This window comes from Rahnella sp. Larv3_ips (assembly GCF_003697865.1).
Classification (GTDB): domain Bacteria; phylum Pseudomonadota; class Gammaproteobacteria; order Enterobacterales; family Enterobacteriaceae; genus Rahnella; species Rahnella rivi.
The window spans coordinates 243,483-260,613 of the sequence record NZ_MJIB01000008.1 but is presented as its reverse complement, the minus strand read 5'-3'; the positions used below and the strand labels follow the sequence as shown (position 1 = coordinate 260,613).

Sequence of the window (17,131 nt, the reverse complement as noted above, 5' to 3'; positions counted from 1 at the left end):
TCGGAATCGAACCAAGGACACAGGGATTTTCAATCCCTTGCTCTACCGACTGAGCTATCCGGGCAACGGGGCGCATTAAACCGTATTGGGCATGTGCCGTCAACGGCTTTGTCATCTAAAACACATAAAACGCGTTTGTTTGCTGGCTTTTCATTCAAAAACTATCAAATTCACTGTTTTGCCGATCAGAAAATCAGGAAAGTGCGCCATGTTCGCGACAGCGTGCAATATTCAAAACGTCTTCTGCCAGCCTGCGGGCGACTTCCACGTCGTTCAGCTGACGTTTGACCAGCAGTTTGCTCAGGCAACCCTCCAGGATCAGCTCCATCTGCTGGGCCACCATCTCGGCATCATCGGAGCCCATCTCTTGCAGCAGCGACAGCGTGTACTCATACGAGGCCAGTTTCTGTTGCTGTGCTAACTGATGAATTGGCATATCACTGTCAGGAAATAGCGTGCAGGCAGCAATAAACAGGCATCCCGGATAGCGCTGTTGGCGAACTTGCTCATCCAGCACTTTATAACGGGCCAGTAACTTCTGCGATGCGCTGAGAGACTCGTCCAGCATCAGCTGGCGGCGCCAGACGTCAATTTGTTCACCGTGATAGCGCAGGCTGTCATAGAGCAACGCTTCCGCATCTGGCCAGAAACGGCGTAACTCATTGAGCGGAACATCGACCCTTTCAGCGACGTACTCCAGTGACATGGTTGCAAGGCCACGTTGTTCCAGGATATTTAAGGTTTGATCAAGAACTTGTTCGCGTAGCACGTTTGCCTCCTCGCAATTCGCGTCATTCAAAAACCAGTGTCGTTTAATGACGGGCTTTCTGCAAATGCGCGGTGAATTCCGCTGCATTCATAAATCCGGTAACCCTGGATTGCGGCAGTTCTCTGCCATCAGGGCCGAAGAATAAAATCGTAGGCAATCCCAGCACTTCCAGGCGTTTAAGTAACGCCTTTTGTTCCGGCGAATTTTTGGTGACATCTGCCTGAAGCAGTAAGGTATTCGCCAGTTCATGCTGCACGTCTGGCGCAGAGAACGTATATTTTTCAAACTCTTTGCAGGCGACGCACCAGTCCGCATACAAATCCAGCATCACCCGTTTGCCCTGAGCACCCTGAAGAGCCGCATTGAGTTCATCAACGTTGTGGATCTTCTGAAAACTCAGTGCGTGTTGTGGCGCGGTACTGCTTGCGACGGGGGCAAAAGCCCAGTCCTGTAACGGACGGCTGACCACCAGCGCGGCCGCGAGGAAGACCAGTTGCAGGACCCGGAACACGCCGCGCTGGCTTTTCAGGCAAAGCACAAAGGCCCAGCCAAAGAACGCGATGCCGAGCAGGCTCCATAAACGCAGCCCCCACACATCACCGATCACACGCTCAAGCAGGAAGACTGGCAGCGCCAGAATCACAAAACCAAAGCCTTCTTTGACGTTATTCATCCAGGGGCCGCTGCGTGGCAGCAGTTTGTTGCCAAACAGGGTCACGATAATCAGCGGGATGCCCATTCCCAGCGCATACAGATACAACGTGCCTGCACCGGCCAGAAGATTACCGCTCTGGGCGATATACAACAAAATGGCGCTCAGCGGCGCGGTGGTGCAGGGTGAACAAATCAGCCCGGCCAGCGCACCCATAATAAAGACGCCGGGCAGCGAGCCGCCTTTTTGTTCATTACTCCACAACGCCAGCCGGGTCTGTAATGAAGAAGGAAGTTGCAGGCTGAAGGTGCCAAACATCGACAGTGCCAGCGCGATGAACATCACCGACAGCACAATCAGCACCCACGGACTTTGTAATGCGGCCTGGAATTGCAGACCGGCAGCGGCCACTGCCATGCCGAGCAACGTGTAGGTCAGCGCCATGCCCTGAACGTAAATCAGCGACAGCATGAAAATTCGCTTCATGCTGTGAGGACGCTGTCGGCCAAGAATAATGCCGGAGATCAGCGGATACATCGGTAATACGCAAGGTGTAAAAGCAATGCCGATGCCAATCAACAACGCCCACAGCGGCGAGAACGGCAGTGGTGTGCTGTGCGGCGCGGGCGTGGCGACGACAGGCGCTGCGTCGATCACCGGCGGGCTGGCGGGTGACGCATCCGTCACCTCGCTGACCGGCACTTCGCGGGTTTCCGGCGGATAACAGAATCCTGCAGCGGCACAGCCCTGATAGGTCACGCGTACCGTGGCGTCGGCGCTGGCCTTTCGCAAAGGGACGGTGATGTGCAGAGCCTTTTCATAGACTTCGCTGTCACCGAAAAACTCATCGTGATGCTCACGCCCCTTCGGCAGGAAGAACGCAGCGAGATCGGCGTTCTTCGGTTCCAGCTCAATTTTGCTGCGGTATAAATAATACCCGTCACGGATTTGCCAGTTCAGCTTGAGGTCGTGACCCTGCTGCTGGAAGTCAAAGCTGAACGCCTGATCCACGGGCACAAACTGCGGTGCTGCGGGCTGACTGAATAATGATGCCTGAGCCTGCAACGGCGCGATGCACAGGCTGCAGAGCAGGAAAAAAATACGAAAAATGCGGTGATCCATGCGGAATTCAAGTCTCTTTGTCGCGGCGCAGACACTCAGCCGCTGGGTGATTCGACAGAAGATGCGGACGGCTTCATGCCGTGGCGCGATTAGGAGTAATGAGTATACCCCGCGCCATCGTTGAGCAGAAAGTCTTGCGGGTATTTTACAAATATCAGAAGGGGAGCGGATGGCGGGGGCCGGAGCCCCCGCGTAAGGTCAGAGGATAACGCTGCCGAGGCCAAATGCGAACAGCACCGACAGGAAGACGCCCACAGTGCCTGGAATAAAGAACGGATGGTTGAACACGAAGCGCCCGATGCGGGTGGTGCCGGTGTCATCCATCTGCACGGCCGCGACGAGCGTCGGGTAGGTCGGCAAAATAAACAGGCCAGAAACGGCTGCAAATGATCCGACGGCAGTCAACGGAGACACGCTCAGCGCCAGTGCCATCGGCAGCAGGGCTTTGGTGGTCGCCGCCTGAGAATAGAGCAACGCAGAACTGAAGAAGAAAATCACGGCCAGCAGCCACGGGTGTGCCTGAATAATGCTGCCTGCTGTTTCTTTGATCCAGCCAAGATTCGCCTGCACGAAGGTATCGCCCAGCCACGCCACGCCGAGGATACAAATACAGGCGCTCATGCCCGCTTTAAACGTGCCGGAAGTCAGGATCGAATCGGTATCAACCCGGCACAGCAGGGTGATTAATGTTGCCACGCTGAGCATGATGATCAGAATCGCGCTGGTGGTGGTCATTAGCGGTGTGGCGACCAGCCCGAGGCTTGGACTGTTAATCACCGCATAACCGACCACGGATAAAACACCGAGCAGGAACAACATCACAGAGAGTTTTGCCCGTGGTTTGATTTCGACAATGCTGTCGCCACGCAGCGTCACCAGCCCTTCTTCGTAACGCTTCAGATAGACCGGATCGTTAGACAGCTTGGAGTCAAAGCACCAGGTGACCATCAGAGACATCACGATAACGGCCGCCAGCGTCGAAGGGATCATCACCATCAGCAGGTGCAGATAGCTGACGCCATGGTCTTCCATCACCGATGACATATATACCACCGCCGCTGAAATAGGCGACGCCGTGATCGCAATTTGCGCTGCCACGACCGCGGTGGATAAAGGACGTGAAGGCTTGATGCCTTGCTCTTTGGCGACTTCAGAAATTACCGGTAACGCCGAGAGGGAAATGTTGCCTGTTCCTGCGAGGATGGTCAGGAAGTAGGTGACGATGGGGGCGAGCAGAGTGATGTGTTTCGGGTTGCGGCGCAGCAGTTTCTCGGTTTGCTGAACCAGATAATCCATACCGCCTGCGACCTGCATGGTCGAGATGGCGGCGATAACAGCCATAATGATGGAAATGACGTCGAAGGGGATTGAGCCCGGTTTAACGCCGATCAGGGCGAGTACCAGTACGCCGAGTCCTCCCGCGAAACCAATCCCGATGCCGCCTAATCGCGCCCCGAGAAAGATCGCCAACAGTACAATAATGAGTTCGATGATTAACATGGTTGTCCGTCCATTTTTCCCGTATTCCTTAAGGAATTGATAATTATTTGTTATGTAATTGTTGTGTCATACAAAGTAAAAAGGCCCGCTGTTCCGCAGAACAACGAGCCTTTAAAAGGTCAGTAATGGAGCCTGTTACTGTTCATTTTCATCCGTGTAGCGTTTCGCTTTATAAGCCGGGTGTTTAAGATTTTCTATAGAGAAAATATCGTCCAGCTCTGCTTCTGTCAGCAGGCCACGCTCAAGCACCACTTCCCTGACACTCTTGCCGGTTTCTGCACAAATCTTCCCGACAATATCGCCATTGTGGTGGCCGATGAACGGGTTGAGATAGGTGACGATGCCGATAGAGTTGAATACGTAAAATTCACACACTTCTTTATTTGCGGTAATGCCGTTGATGCATTTTTCCAACAGATTGTAACAGGCGTTAGTCAGAATATGAACTGACTCAAACATCGCCTGGCCGATCACCGGTTCCATCACGTTCAGCTGAAGCTGACCGGCTTCTGCCGCCATAGTGACGCAGACGTCGTTACCGATGACTTTAAAGCACACCTGATTCACGACTTCCGGGATCACCGGGTTGACCTTGGCGGGCATGATTGAAGAACCGGCCTGAAGTTCTGGCAGGTTGATTTCGTTCAGGCCAGCGCGCGGGCCGGAAGAGAGCAGGCGCAGGTCGTTACAGATTTTGGAAAGCTTCACCGCCAGGCGTTTCAGGGAGCTGTGAACCATGACGTAGGCGCCACAGTCAGATGTCGCTTCGATCAGGTCTTCGGCCGGAACGCACGGCAGATTGCTGACTTCCGCCAGTTTCTCCACGGCAAGTTGCTGATAACCTTCCGGCGTATTCAGGCGTGTGCCGATGGCCGTCGCACCAAGGTTCACTTCCAGCAGTAACTCGCCGGTGCGGATCAGGTTGCGGGTTTCTTCTTTCAGCAGCACGTTGAATGCATGGAATTCCTGACCGAGCGTCATCGGTACCGCATCCTGTAACTGGGTACGGCCCATTTTGATGACGTTCTCGAACTCTTTCGCTTTACGCTCGAAGCCGTCGCCGAGTTGGGAAATGGCATCGACCAGTTTCAGCAATGAGGCATACACGGCGATACGAAAACCGGTCGGATAAGCATCGTTAGTGGACTGGCATTTGTTGAGATGATCGTTGGGATTGAGGAACTGATAATCGCCTTTCTGGTGTCCCATCAGTTCCAGACCGATGTTCGCCAGCACTTCATTCGTGTTCATATTTACCGAGGTTCCCGCGCCGCCCTGATAGACGTCGATAGGGAACTGGTCCATGCATTTACCTTTATCAAGCACTTCGTCACACGCCTGAATAATGATGTCGGCAATGTGACGTGGAATTGTGCGCAGCTCTTTGTTTGCCAGAGCGGCCGCTTTTTTCACCATTACCATGCCACGGACAAATTCAGGTACATCGCTGATCTTGGTGTTGCTGATATAGAAGTTTTCAATCGCCCGCAGGGTATGAATGCCGTAATAAGCGTCTGCAGGGACTTCGCGCGTGCCCAGCAGGTCTTCCTCGATACGAATGGTGTTTGACATGAGAACCTTCTCTTCGGTACTAAACGCGTTATGCGATGTTTAAAATTATGTTACTTACCGTGGTAAATTTAAAACGATCAACCGTTGTTTTGGCAACGAAGGCGATCATATGCTGCTTCAAACGAATTGCACGTACTAAGATCACTATCCTGCCCTATTGTTGTGCATGTATTTTTGTATCTGTGAGAATTCTCACAAATCATTTAGTTGCTCAATTAAATCAGGTCTGGCGCTTGAAATCATTGGGATGGAGCACCATCTCAGTGTAGTCAGCCTGTCTGCCTTTGATGGCAAAGTTCGTGAGCGGGCCCTCATTCATGGTTGCGGAATGTTCTCTCTGAGAATTTCCGCAACCTTATTACAAGGAGAACGCGGTGCGCTGGTTACCGTTAATCGTATTATTTCTGCTGGCTTACATTGAGATCACCTTATTTATCAAGGTGGCCGCAATCGTCGGCGTTGCTACCACGCTGCTGCTGGTGGTGTTCACCTCTTGCGTGGGCGTCTCTCTGGTGAAAAACCAGGGTATGAAAACGTTTATGCAGTTACAGCAAAAACTGGCCGTGGGCGAAAGTCCGGCGGCGGAAATGGTGAAAAGCGTGTCACTGGTGATTGCAGGTTTTCTGCTGCTGGTGCCTGGGTTCTTTACGGATTTCCTCGGTTTGCTGCTTTTACTGCCTCCGATCCAGAAACGCCTGACGCTGAAACTGATGCCTCATCTGAATATCGTCCGCTCTGGCGGCAACTGGGGTAACAGCGCGCCAACGGGGAATACCTTTGACGGCGAATTCAAGCGCACTGATGAAACGCCGGAGCGTCTGGTTTCTTTAAAAAAAGATGACGACACAGAGCACCGCGATCGCTAATCTCTGTGGCCTTAATTGTTAAAAAATTGTTTTTGACTAGGAAAAACAGGGGGGAAGGGCATTTTTTGCCGGTCTTAATGGCAGGAATGTGAAAGAAAAAGGGAAATTTTTTTCTCTTCTTCCCCTTGAAGGGCGATGTATCGCCCCCATTAAACAAACCACGAGGCCGGGCAGTGTTCTGCCGGGCATTCAACCCTAAAATTGAGTTAGACCCGCTCACAGGAGAGTTATCAATGAAAATTCGTCCATTGCATGACCGCGTTATCGTCAAGCGTAAAGAAGTAGAATCTAAATCCGCTGGCGGCATCGTGTTGACTGGCTCCGCTGCAGGTAAATCTACCCGCGGTGAAATCCTGGCTGTCGGCCATGGTCGCATTCTGGAAAACGGTGAAGTGAAAGCGCTGGACGTGAAAGTTGGCGATATCGTCATTTTCAACGACGGCTACGGCGTGAAAGCTGAGAAAATCGACAATGAAGAAGTGTTGATTATGTCTGAGAGCGACATCCTGGCAATCGTAGAAGCCTGATCCTCGACCCACTTTTTTCTGAACTGAACGAATTGAAGGGAAATTAACAATGGCAGCTAAAGAAGTTAAATTCGGTAATGACGCACGCGTAAAAATGTTGCGTGGCGTAAACATCCTTGCTGATGCAGTAAAAGTGACCCTGGGCCCTAAAGGCCGCAACGTGGTTTTGGACAAATCTTTCGGCGCACCAACCATCACTAAAGACGGCGTGTCCGTTGCACGTGAAATCGAACTGGAAGACAAGTTCGAGAACATGGGTGCACAGATGGTGAAAGAAGTGGCGTCCAAAGCGAACGATGCAGCAGGTGACGGTACCACTACCGCAACTGTTCTGGCACAAGCCATCATCACCGAAGGCCTGAAAGCTGTGGCTGCGGGCATGAACCCGATGGACCTGAAGCGCGGTATCGACAAAGCTGTGATTCACGCTGTTGAAGAACTGAAAAAACTGTCTGTACCTTGCTCTGACTCTAAAGCCATTGCCCAGGTGGGTACCATCTCTGCTAACTCCGATGAAACCGTCGGTAAACTGATCGCTGAAGCGATGGAAAAAGTCGGCAAAGAAGGCGTCATCACTGTTGAAGAAGGCACCGGTCTGCAAGACGAGCTGGACGTTGTTGAAGGTATGCAGTTCGACCGCGGTTACCTGTCTCCGTACTTCATCAACAAACCAGAAACCGGTTCAATCGAACTGGAAAGCCCGTTCATTCTGCTGGCTGACAAAAAGATTTCTAACATCCGCGAAATGCTGCCAGTTCTGGAAGCCGTTGCGAAAGCCGGTAAACCACTGCTGATCATTGCTGAAGACGTTGAAGGCGAAGCCCTGGCGACTCTGGTAGTGAACACCATGCGCGGCATCGTGAAAGTGGCTGCGGTTAAAGCACCAGGCTTCGGCGACCGTCGTAAAGCTATGCTGCAGGACATCGCAACCCTGACTGGCGGTACCGTTATCTCTGAAGAGATCGGTCTGGAGCTGGAAAAAGCGACGCTGGAAGACATGGGTCAGGCTAAGCGTGTTGTGATCAACAAAGACACCACCATCATCATCGACGGTGTTGGCGAAGAAGCGACCATTCAGGGCCGTGTTTCTCAGATCCGTCAGCAGATCGAAGAAGCGACCTCTGATTACGATCGCGAAAAACTGCAAGAGCGTGTGGCTAAACTGGCAGGCGGCGTAGCTGTTCTGAAAGTTGGCGCAGCGACTGAAGTTGAAATGAAAGAGAAGAAAGCCCGCGTTGAAGATGCGCTGCACGCAACCCGTGCTGCTGTTGAAGAAGGCGTGGTTGCCGGTGGTGGTGTTGCGCTGATCCGCGTTGCTCACACCCTGGCTGGCCTGAAAGGCGATAACGAAGACCAGAACGTGGGTATCCGCGTTGCTCTGCGCGCGATGGAATCTCCACTGCGTCAGATCGTTGTCAACGCAGGCGAAGAAGCTTCTGTCATCGCCAACAAAGTGAAAGCAGGCGAAGGCAGCTTCGGCTACAACGCTTATACCGAAGAATACGGCGACATGATCGCAATGGGTATCCTGGATCCAACTAAAGTGACCCGTTCTGCTCTGCAGTACGCGTCTTCTGTAGCTGGCCTGATGATCACCACCGAGTGCATGATCACCGACCTGCCTAAAGACGATAAAGTCGATATGGGCGGCGCTGGCGGTATGGGTGGAATGGGCGGCATGGGCGGCATGATGTAATCATCATCCCCCTGCGCTCATCCGCAGGCAGGCGAAATCAGCAGACATTTTTGTTTACTGATTAACCTGCTGAAGAAACCCGGTCTGAAAAGGCCGGGTTTTTTTATTTGACCCTTTTTTGTCAGGTTCAGTAAGATAACTCTCATTGTCGCCGGCCTTTAACGTGTAGACTCGTTTCTGCGTGGTTTTCGGATTTTTACCGATAGCGCGAACTTGGGTATGCGTGGCAACGGATGCCTAAGAGAGCCAGGTGTTTTCTGATAGGCTTTATGTGATTACAAAAACAAATGGGGAAAGTGATGCGGATTAAAATGTTACTGGGCCTGTCAGCTATCGCGCTGCTTGCCGGGTGCAGTACCACTCATCAACTGGATGCTGCAGGCCAGCAGGTGAAATTCACCGACGATAAGCCAGGCGCTGAATGTCAGCTGATCGGCCAGGTAACCGGTGCCCAAAGCAACTGGTTCTCAGGTACCGGTGGTGACGGCAGCTCCATGCGTGGTGCAGCCAACGACCTGCGTAACAAAGCAGCAGCCATGGGCGGCAACACCATTTATGGTGCTAACAGCCCGTCTCAGAACTTCCTGTCCAGCTTTGCACCCGTTGACAGCAAAATGGTCGGCCAGGTTTATAAGTGCCCATAATCGCGCCTTGCGCGTTATGATCGCCTAGAAATAATAAAGGGATGCCATCGGGCATCCCTTTTTGCATTCTCTGGTCGTCGTTAAGACTGCTTCAGACGTAAATCCAGAATCGTTTTGCTTGGCTCGCCGCCAATTTCACGCGTCAGTTTCGGCACCATGTAACCCGACACCTGACTCATCAGCCCTTTCATAATGACGCGCGCTTCGTCGTCGCTCACCATGAAATGTGCTGCGCCCTGGACTTTATCCAGCACGTGGATGTAGTAAGGCAAAATACCGGCGTCGAACAGCGCATTGCTCAGCGCGGCCAGCACCTCTGCAGAATCATTCACATCACGCAGTAATACGCTTTGATTGAGCAGGGTCACGCCGTGCTTTTTCAGCTTAGCCATACTGGCGCGCAACGCATCATCAATCTCGTTGGCGTGATTGATGTGCGTCACCATCAGCACCTGCAAACGCGATTGTTCAAGACGCTGACAGAAAGCATCGGTGATGCGGGCTGGGATCACGACCGGTAAACGAGTGTGAATACGCAGACGTTTAATGTGCGCGATCCCTTCCAGTTCGCCGATCAACCAGTCGAGTTCGTGATCCTTTGCCATCAACGGATCGCCGCCAGAGAAAATAATTTCATCGAGTTCGGGGCATGTACGGATATAATCCAGCGCCTGAACCCAGTTGGCTTTATTCCCCTGGTTGTCCTGATACGGAAAATGACGGCGGAAACAGTAGCGGCAGTTCACCGCGCAGCCGCCTTTCACCAGTAGCAGGGCCCGATTGCTATATTTGTGCAACAGACCCGGAACAACGCTGCGTTGTTCATCAAGCGGGTCAGTGGTAAACCCCGGCGCGGCGATAAACTCTTCGCGGGCGGTTAATACCTGAAGCAATATAGGATCCTGCGGATCGCCCGGTTTCATTCGTGCCAAAAAGGCGCGGGGCACTCGTAGCGGGAACAAACGACGGGCTTCACGCCCTTTTTGCAGCTCTGCATTATCGTTAAGTGCCAGAAGAGTAAGCAGTTCATCCGGGTCTGTAATAACATCGCCGAGTTGATACAACCAATCTTCTCTAAATGGCGTATTTAGGGTTACAATGTTTGCCATTTTTTGGCTAATACCAGTTTAAAATTAGAGGGCCATCATGGCGACTTATTCTAGCAACGATTTCCGTCCGGGTCTTAAAATCATGTTCGAAAGCGAGCCTTACGCTATCGAAGACAGTGTGTTCGTAAAACCGGGCAAAGGTCAGGCTTTCGCACGCGTGAAAATGCGTCGTCTGCTGACCGGTTCACGTGTAGAAAAAACCTTCAAATCTACTGACTCCTGCGAAGGCGCGGACGTGGTAGATACCAACATGACTTACCTCTACAACGACGGTGAGTTCTACCATTTCATGCACCCAGAGACTTTCGAACAACACGGCGTTGAAGCAAAAACCGTGTCTGACGCGTCTAAATGGCTGCAAGACAATGCGGAATGTATCGTCACTCTGTGGGATGGTCGTCCTATCGCGGTACAGCCACCAAACTTCATCGAAGCAGAAGTGGTGGATACTGATCCAGGCCTGAAAGGTGATACAGCGGGTACCGGCGGCAAGCCTGCGACCCTGAGCACCGGTGCCGTGGTTAAAGTGCCATTGTTCGTACAGATCGGTGAAATTGTTCGTTGTGACACCCGTTCTGGCGAATACGTTTCCCGCGTTAAATAAGTTTCCCTGCTTATTTTGCCGGATGAGAGCTGCCACAGGTGAACGCCTGTTGCAGCTTTCCTGCCTCAACGAATTGAATCGGATGTTATTGATCATGTTGAAAAAGATGATGCTTATCGTGGTTTCAGTGATGGCGCTGGCTTCGTTATCCGGCTGCAACACGGTTCATGGTTTTGGTGAAGACATCCAGCATCTGGGTGGGGCAATTTCACGCGCAGGCTGATCCCTTCAGCCTTGTTAACCTTCCATTTCTTTTTTCCAATTTTCTTAAAAGCCTTCCTGATTTCCTGCATTTCCTAAAAGTTAACTACACTTAAAGGGTTGTACTTTACATTCTCCTATAGGAAGGAAATTTATATGCTGAAGAAAAGTATCCTCGCTATCTTATCTGTTCTTGTTCTGTCTTCTGCGTTAACCGCCTGCAATACCACGCGTGGTGTGGGTGAAGATGTGTCTGCCGGCGGGCAAGCGATTCAGAAAAGCGCGCAATAGCGGCTGAACGACCTGAAGTAAACTGAAGTCTGCCTGCACATTGATGCAGGCAGTGTTGTTTCTGAAGGGCGAAAAACTTACGGTTGTTTGACCCACACCAGCTTGCTGGTGTCGAAGCCGTATTGTTGCGCGGTTTTCACCAATTGCTGTTTCACGCTGTCATCCAGCGTTGGGGTGCGTGAAAGGATCCACAGATAGCTCTTGTCCGGGCCGCAGACCAGCGCGTAGCGGTAGTCTTTATCCAGCTCGATGACGTTATAACCGCCATAAAACGGACCGAAGAAAGAAACCTTGAGCGCGGCACGCGCTGTCGATCCGGTGAAGTATCCTTTCCCTTCACTTTCCTGCCATTTGTTTTTCTTTGGATTAAATCCACGGTTAATGACTTTAACGCCGCCATCATCGCGCAGGCTGTAGTTCGCGGTAACGCGTTCAAGCCCGCTCTCAAAACTGTGATCCAGTCTGGCAACTTCATACCAGGTGCCGAGATAACGGTTGAGTTCGAAATTATTGACGACGTTGACATCTTTCGGTGGGGTAACGCTGCAGGCGACAGAGAGCAGTGCCGTGACGATGACACCCAGTTTTGACCAGATACGCATAAATATTCCTTCCTTAGGTAAGCATCTAAGTGTAGGTAACATTTGAGAAAAAAGGAAAAGAACAGAGAGGAAAAATCAGCGGCCAGAGAGCAGGCCGCTGTGAGGACAGATCGTCAGGGATCAGAGACGGATCAATACGATAAGGGTGACAATGGTTAAGATAGACGCAAGACCGTAGAACACCCATTTCCCGGCGGGAACGTGGATCTTCAGGTCATGCATGGCGTGATGGATCCTGTGCAGACCGCACCACAAAGGCAGCACGATCATCAGCAGCAGGAACAGACGGCCGATCCAGCTTTGTGCGAAAGCCAGTACGCGCGGGTAGCTCAGTGCTTCACCGGGAAAGAAACCCAGCGGCAGCAGGAAACACACCAGCAAAATCATCACCGGCGCGAAGATTGCGCTCCACATACCCCCGGCGCCAAACAGCCCCCAGAATACCGGTTCATCTGAACGTTTAGGCAGAGTATTTTTCATTTCGCCTCCTCAAAGAAACAGCGCGATGGCAAGGATCACCAGCGTCACAACCACGGTCACGCCCCAAAAACCGGCAATCACCGGCTCCGGCCCCATCTTCCTGTCTTTGATAATCACGATGGAGGCTTTAGGCGCCAGCTCGAACCAGGTTTTGGTGTGCAGCAGCGCCGCCAGCAGGGCGATCAGGTTGATCAACATAACCACCGGGTTTTGCAGAAAATGCACAAAACCCGCCCAGCTTTCAGGCCCGTTACGTAGCGAGAAAACGCCAGCCAGCAGCAAAAGGCTGAACCAGACGGCCGGAACCGACGTGCCTTCGCGCAGCATATAAAAACGGTAGAAAGGCAGGCTTTTCCACCAGCTGGCTTTCATCTCACGCACGTAGGGTTTGCGCTTGCTGCCCGTACTTTGAGTCGTCATATTTTCCTCCCTCATTGCGGTCTGAGCCTCGCGATCATGAAGTCTTTAGCGCTTTCGACTTTGCCTTGCTGAATGGCGGCGGCAGGGTCTACGTGCTTTGGACAGACTTCGGAGCAATACCCGACAAACGTACAGCTCCAGACACCGTTCGGACTGTTAAGCTGCGGCATTCGCTGCGCTTTACCCTGGTCGCGGTTATCGAGGTTGTAACGGTGTGCCAGCGTGATGGCGGCCGGGCCGATGAACTCCGGATTTAACCCGAACTGCGGGCAGGCGGCATAACACAAACCGCAGTTGATACAGCCGGAGAATTGATGATATTTCTCCATCTGCGCCGGTGTCTGATTACCCGGCCCCTGATCGACGGTACGTGAATTACCAATGATGTAAGGCTTAATGGCTTCGAGGCTTTCGATAAAGTGAGTCATATCGACCACCAAATCGCGTTCCACCGGGAAGTTGCCCAGCGCTTCAATCTGCATCCCTAGCGGGTATTCACGTAGGAAGGTTTTACAGGCCAGTTTGGGCACGCGATTGATCATCATGCCGCAGGAGCCACAAATTGCCATGCGGCATGACCAGCGGTACGAAAGGTCTGGCGCAAGATGATCTTTGATATAACCGAGGGCATCGAGAACGGAGGTTGTCTCATCGAAAGGGACGTCATACACCACCGGATGCGGCGCGCTGTCCGTCTCCGGGTTATAGCGCATGATTTCAACCTTCAGGCTGTGCATTTTAGCCACGGGATTGCTCCTTATCTTTTTTATCCTGAGTGTCGCCTGCACTGCCGTAAACGCGTTTGGCTGGCGGCAGCGTGGTGATTTTCACGTCCCCGTATTCCAGACGCGGCGAGGAATCAGGCTGATAAAATGCCAGGGTGTGCTTAAGGAAATTGACGTCATCGCGCTCGGTGCAGCCTTCATCCAGACGCTGATGCGCCCCGCGAGATTCACGACGGTTGATGGCGGAGTGCGCCATACATTCGGCCACTTCCAGGCCGTGGCCAAGCTCAATGGTGTACAGCAGATCGGTGTTGAAGACGCTGGAAGTGTCGTGGATTTTGACCCGTTTAAAGCGCTCTTTCAGTTCTGCCAGCTTGTCGATGGTTTTCTGCATAAGCTCAGTTGTACGGTAAATCCCGCACCCTTCTTCCATCGCCAGACCCATTTCATCACGGAGAGTCGCCCAGTTTTCATCCCCTTCCTGCTGCATCAGCGCTGACAGGCGATTTTCAATATCACGCACCTGAGCATCCAGCGCGGCGGTATTGCCAAAGTCTGTGGCCTGCGCAGCGCGCAGCGCGGCCTGTTCACCGGCCATGCGTCCGAAGACCACCAGTTCTGCCAGAGAGTTGGAACCTAAACGGTTAGCGCCATGCAAGCCGACGGAAGAACATTCGCCGACGGCAAACAGCCCTTTAATTCGGGTTTCGCACTGTGCGTCAGTTTCGATGCCGCCCATGGTGTAGTGGGCGGTAGGGCGTACCGGGATCGGATCCGTGATCGGGTCAACGCCGACGTAGGCTTTTGCCAGCTCGCAGATAAACGGCAGACGTTCGCGTAATTTTTTCTCGCCAAGATGGCGCAAATCCAGATAAACCACGTCACCGCGCGGGGTTTCGATGGTGCGTCCGGCGCGCCATTCGTGCCAGAACGCCTGCGACACTTTGTCGCGAGGGCCGAGTTCCATGTATTTATTTTTCGGCTCGCCCAGCGGTGTTTCCGGCCCCATGCCGTAATCCTGCAAATAACGGTAGCCGTCTTTGTTCACCAGAATACCGCCTTCACCACGACAGCCTTCAGTCATCAGAATGCCGGAGCCCGGCAGACCGGTAGGGTGATATTGCACGAATTCCATATCACGCAGCGGCACGCCGTGACGGAATGCCATGCCCATACCATCGCCGGTCACGATACCGCCGTTGGTGTTGTAACGGTAAACACGTCCTGCGCCACCGGTCGCCATGACAACCGCGTTAGCGCGGATCTGCACGCGGGTACCTTCCATCATGTTGATGGCGACCACGCCGCGCACCTGACCGTCATCGACCAGAATATCAAGGACGAAATGCTCGTCGAAACGTTTGATTTGTGGATATTTCAGGGAGGTCTGGAACAGGGTGTGAAGCATGTGGAAGCCGGTTTTATCGGCGGCAAACCAGGTGCGTTCGATCTTCATGCCGCCAAAACGACGGACGTTGACCGAGCCATCTTCTTTGCGGCTCCACGGGCAGCCCCAGATTTCCAGCTGAGCCATTTCTGTCGGACACTGATGAACGAAATGATCCACCACATCTTGTTCACACAGCCAGTCGCCGCCGGAAACGGTATCCTGGAAGTGCAAATCAAAACTGTCATGATCCTGCGTCACCGCGGCAGAACCGCCTTCGGCGGCGACAGTATGGCTGCGCATTGGGTACACTTTCGAAATCAATGCGATGTTCAGGTCAGGATTGGCTTCCGCTGCGGCTATTGCTGCGCGTAAACCCGCCCCACCTGCACCTATAATTGCAATATCGGCGTTAAAGGTTTGCACTGCATTCCTCCACTATCATCAAAAAGATCGGGTTTGAAACACCCGCGAAACGCCTTCGGAATCGAAGGCTTAGTGAACCCTGATGACATACAGGCGCTGTCCCAGAGGGTAATATTCTTATTGTTTGTAAGGGAATTAGTATACCTAAGGGGTAGAAGGGGTAATTTGATGTGAACGCGGATTTAGGCTTTCTCTGCGTTGTGCTTCGCAAAATGAGATATTTGTTTGCCCACAGGGATGCAGGTAGACTGCATGACTTTTCTGCATTCGGAGTAAATCACCATGAGCGAAACAGCCAGCTGGCAACCCAGCGCCTCCATCGCCAATCTGTTGAAGCGTGCGACTATCCTCACTGAGATCCGCCGTTTCTTTGCCGATCGCGGCGTGCTGGAAGTCGAAACGCCAGCCATGAGCCAGGCCACGGTGACCGATATTCATCTGGTGCCTTTCGAGACGCGTTTCGTCGGGCCCGGAGCCGCAGAGGGCAAAACGCTGTATCTGATGACCAGCCCGGAATACCACATGAAGCGCTTACTGGCGGCGGGCAGCGGTCCCATTTATCAGATGGGGCGCAGTTTTCGCAACGAAGAAGCCGGCATTCATCACAATCCTGAGTTCACGATGCTGGAGTGGTACCGTCCGCGTTATGACATGTACCGGCTGATGAATGAAGTGGATGATTTACTGCAACAGGTACTCGACTGCAACAGTGCAGAAACGCTCTCCTACCAGCAGGCGTTCACCCGCCATCTGAATGTTGATCCGTTGTCTGCCGACAAAGCAGAATTGCGTGAAGCGGCAGCGAAGCTGGATTTGTCGAATATTGCTGACACCGAAGAAGACCGCGACACATTATTACAACTGTTGTTCACCATGGGCGTGGAACCTCACATAGGTCGCGACAAGCCCGCGTTCGTGTATCACTTCCCGGCGACGCAGGCCTCTCTGGCGGAAATCAGCACGGAAGATCATCGCGTGGCCGAGCGTTTCGAGGTGTATTACAAAGGCATTGAACTGGCGAACGGTTTCCGCGAACTGACAGATGGTCGTGAACAGCGTCAGCGTTTCGAACAGGACAACCGCAAGCGAGCGGCACGCGGCCTGCCGCAGCATCCTATCGATAACAACCTGCTGGATGCGTTAGAACACGGTATGCCGGAGTGTTCCGGTGTGGCGCTGGGCGTTGACCGCCTGATTATGATTGCGCTCGGCGCTACCAGCCTGAGCGATGTGCTGGCGTTCCCGGTGACGCGCGCCTGATCAGTGTTTGAGTCCTGACCGCCCGGTCAGGACTTTTATCTTCCCTTCCTTTTCCCCTTGCCCTTTTTTTGTGCATAAACCCGTTAACAGCGCATTTCATGAAACAAAAGTACCCAAATGGCGCAACACTGATTTTAAAGTTTCAGTGCGCCTGTTTTTCGGCTGGCCGCAGAAACCGGGCGTTTCAGGACGTTAAGGCAAATTTTTTCGTCACTGGCCTGCTTTATGCATAACAGAGTTATCACTCATTATCCCGGAAACCCGTTATGTCTGAATCC

Annotated in this window: 18 protein-coding genes; 8 read left to right on the top strand and 10 right to left on the bottom strand. The window is 52.8% G+C overall.

Annotated features, from left to right (window positions below):
• Positions 1–193 precede the first annotated feature (193 nt).
• The 4 genes from ED901_RS14490 to aspA form a co-directional block, all read right to left on the bottom strand.
• Entirely contained in the window at positions 194–769 is a 576-nt protein-coding gene (locus tag ED901_RS14490; RefSeq protein ID WP_056782509.1) for a transcriptional regulator, read from the bottom strand.
• 43 nt (positions 770–812) lie between these two features.
• Complete coding sequence (locus tag ED901_RS14485; protein WP_122096305.1) at positions 813–2,543, bottom strand: protein-disulfide reductase DsbD; 1,731 nt, start codon at positions 2,541–2,543, stop codon at positions 813–815.
• A gap of 198 nt (positions 2,544–2,741) precedes the next feature.
• Positions 2,742–4,043, bottom strand: a complete 1,302-nt coding sequence (locus ED901_RS14480) for an anaerobic C4-dicarboxylate transporter (protein ID WP_122096304.1) — start codon at positions 4,041–4,043, stop codon at positions 2,742–2,744.
• Positions 4,044–4,178: 135 nt separating this feature from the next.
• Positions 4,179–5,615: an aspartate ammonia-lyase gene (gene aspA / locus ED901_RS14475; RefSeq protein ID WP_056782506.1), complete on the bottom strand. Its 1,437-nt coding sequence runs from the start codon at positions 5,613–5,615 to the stop codon at positions 4,179–4,181.
• Between the two features lie 374 nt (positions 5,616–5,989).
• Between aspA and ED901_RS14470 the strand changes: the two genes are divergently transcribed.
• The 4 genes from ED901_RS14470 to ED901_RS14455 all read left to right on the top strand — a co-directional run bounded on the left by ED901_RS14470 (position 5,990) and on the right by ED901_RS14455 (position 9,348).
• Positions 5,990–6,481: an FxsA family protein gene (locus ED901_RS14470; protein ID WP_056782505.1), complete on the top strand. Its 492-nt coding sequence runs from the start codon at positions 5,990–5,992 to the stop codon at positions 6,479–6,481.
• Between the two features lie 233 nt (positions 6,482–6,714).
• Entirely contained in the window at positions 6,715–7,008 is a 294-nt protein-coding gene (locus tag ED901_RS14465) for a co-chaperone GroES (protein ID WP_009636718.1), read from the top strand.
• 49 nt (positions 7,009–7,057) lie between these two features.
• Entirely contained in the window at positions 7,058–8,704 is a 1,647-nt protein-coding gene (groL, locus tag ED901_RS14460; protein WP_056782504.1) for a chaperonin GroEL, read from the top strand.
• A gap of 299 nt (positions 8,705–9,003) precedes the next feature.
• The gene (locus ED901_RS14455; RefSeq protein WP_122096303.1) at positions 9,004–9,348 is read left to right on the top strand and encodes a DUF4156 domain-containing protein; all 345 of its coding nucleotides are present in this window, start codon (positions 9,004–9,006) and stop codon (positions 9,346–9,348) included.
• Positions 9,349–9,428: 80 nt separating this feature from the next.
• On the opposite strand, the gene epmB is transcribed toward ED901_RS14455, so the two are convergent.
• The gene (gene epmB / locus ED901_RS14450; RefSeq protein WP_122096302.1) at positions 9,429–10,457 is read right to left on the bottom strand and encodes an EF-P beta-lysylation protein EpmB; all 1,029 of its coding nucleotides are present in this window, start codon (positions 10,455–10,457) and stop codon (positions 9,429–9,431) included.
• Positions 10,458–10,494: 37 nt separating this feature from the next.
• On the opposite strand from epmB, the gene efp reads away from it, so the two are divergent.
• From efp to ED901_RS14435, 3 genes are all read left to right on the top strand, one after another.
• Positions 10,495–11,061 (top strand): elongation factor P, encoded by a 567-nt coding sequence (gene efp / locus ED901_RS14445; RefSeq protein WP_056782502.1) that lies wholly within the window; start codon positions 10,495–10,497, stop codon positions 11,059–11,061.
• Between the two features lie 94 nt (positions 11,062–11,155).
• Positions 11,156–11,284 (top strand): entericidin A/B family lipoprotein, encoded by a 129-nt coding sequence (locus ED901_RS14440; protein ID WP_056782525.1) that lies wholly within the window; start codon positions 11,156–11,158, stop codon positions 11,282–11,284.
• A 134-nt stretch (positions 11,285–11,418) separates the two neighbouring features.
• The gene (locus ED901_RS14435) at positions 11,419–11,553 is read left to right on the top strand and encodes an entericidin A/B family lipoprotein (protein ID WP_014333643.1); all 135 of its coding nucleotides are present in this window, start codon (positions 11,419–11,421) and stop codon (positions 11,551–11,553) included.
• Positions 11,554–11,630: 77 nt separating this feature from the next.
• Here ED901_RS14435 and blc read toward each other — a convergent pair whose 3' ends face one another.
• From blc to frdA, 5 genes are all read right to left on the bottom strand, one after another.
• Positions 11,631–12,155 (bottom strand): outer membrane lipoprotein Blc, encoded by a 525-nt coding sequence (blc, locus tag ED901_RS14430; protein ID WP_122096301.1) that lies wholly within the window; start codon positions 12,153–12,155, stop codon positions 11,631–11,633.
• A gap of 120 nt (positions 12,156–12,275) precedes the next feature.
• Positions 12,276–12,635, bottom strand: coding sequence for a fumarate reductase subunit FrdD (frdD, locus tag ED901_RS14425; RefSeq protein ID WP_056782500.1), 360 nt, complete (start codon positions 12,633–12,635; stop codon positions 12,276–12,278).
• 9 nt (positions 12,636–12,644) lie between these two features.
• Positions 12,645–13,055: a fumarate reductase subunit FrdC gene (gene frdC, locus ED901_RS14420; protein WP_122096300.1), complete on the bottom strand. Its 411-nt coding sequence runs from the start codon at positions 13,053–13,055 to the stop codon at positions 12,645–12,647.
• 11 nt (positions 13,056–13,066) lie between these two features.
• Positions 13,067–13,801, bottom strand: a complete 735-nt coding sequence (locus ED901_RS14415) for a succinate dehydrogenase/fumarate reductase iron-sulfur subunit (RefSeq protein ID WP_122096299.1) — start codon at positions 13,799–13,801, stop codon at positions 13,067–13,069.
• The gene (gene frdA / locus ED901_RS14410; protein ID WP_122096298.1) at positions 13,794–15,593 is read right to left on the bottom strand and encodes a fumarate reductase (quinol) flavoprotein subunit; all 1,800 of its coding nucleotides are present in this window, start codon (positions 15,591–15,593) and stop codon (positions 13,794–13,796) included. The genes ED901_RS14415 and frdA overlap by 8 nt, the downstream gene beginning before the upstream one ends.
• Before the next feature lie 282 nt (positions 15,594–15,875).
• On the opposite strand from frdA, the gene epmA reads away from it, so the two are divergent.
• Positions 15,876–16,853, top strand: a complete 978-nt coding sequence (epmA, locus tag ED901_RS14405) for an elongation factor P--(R)-beta-lysine ligase (RefSeq protein ID WP_056782496.1) — start codon at positions 15,876–15,878, stop codon at positions 16,851–16,853.
• Positions 16,854–17,131: the final 278 nt, after the last annotated feature.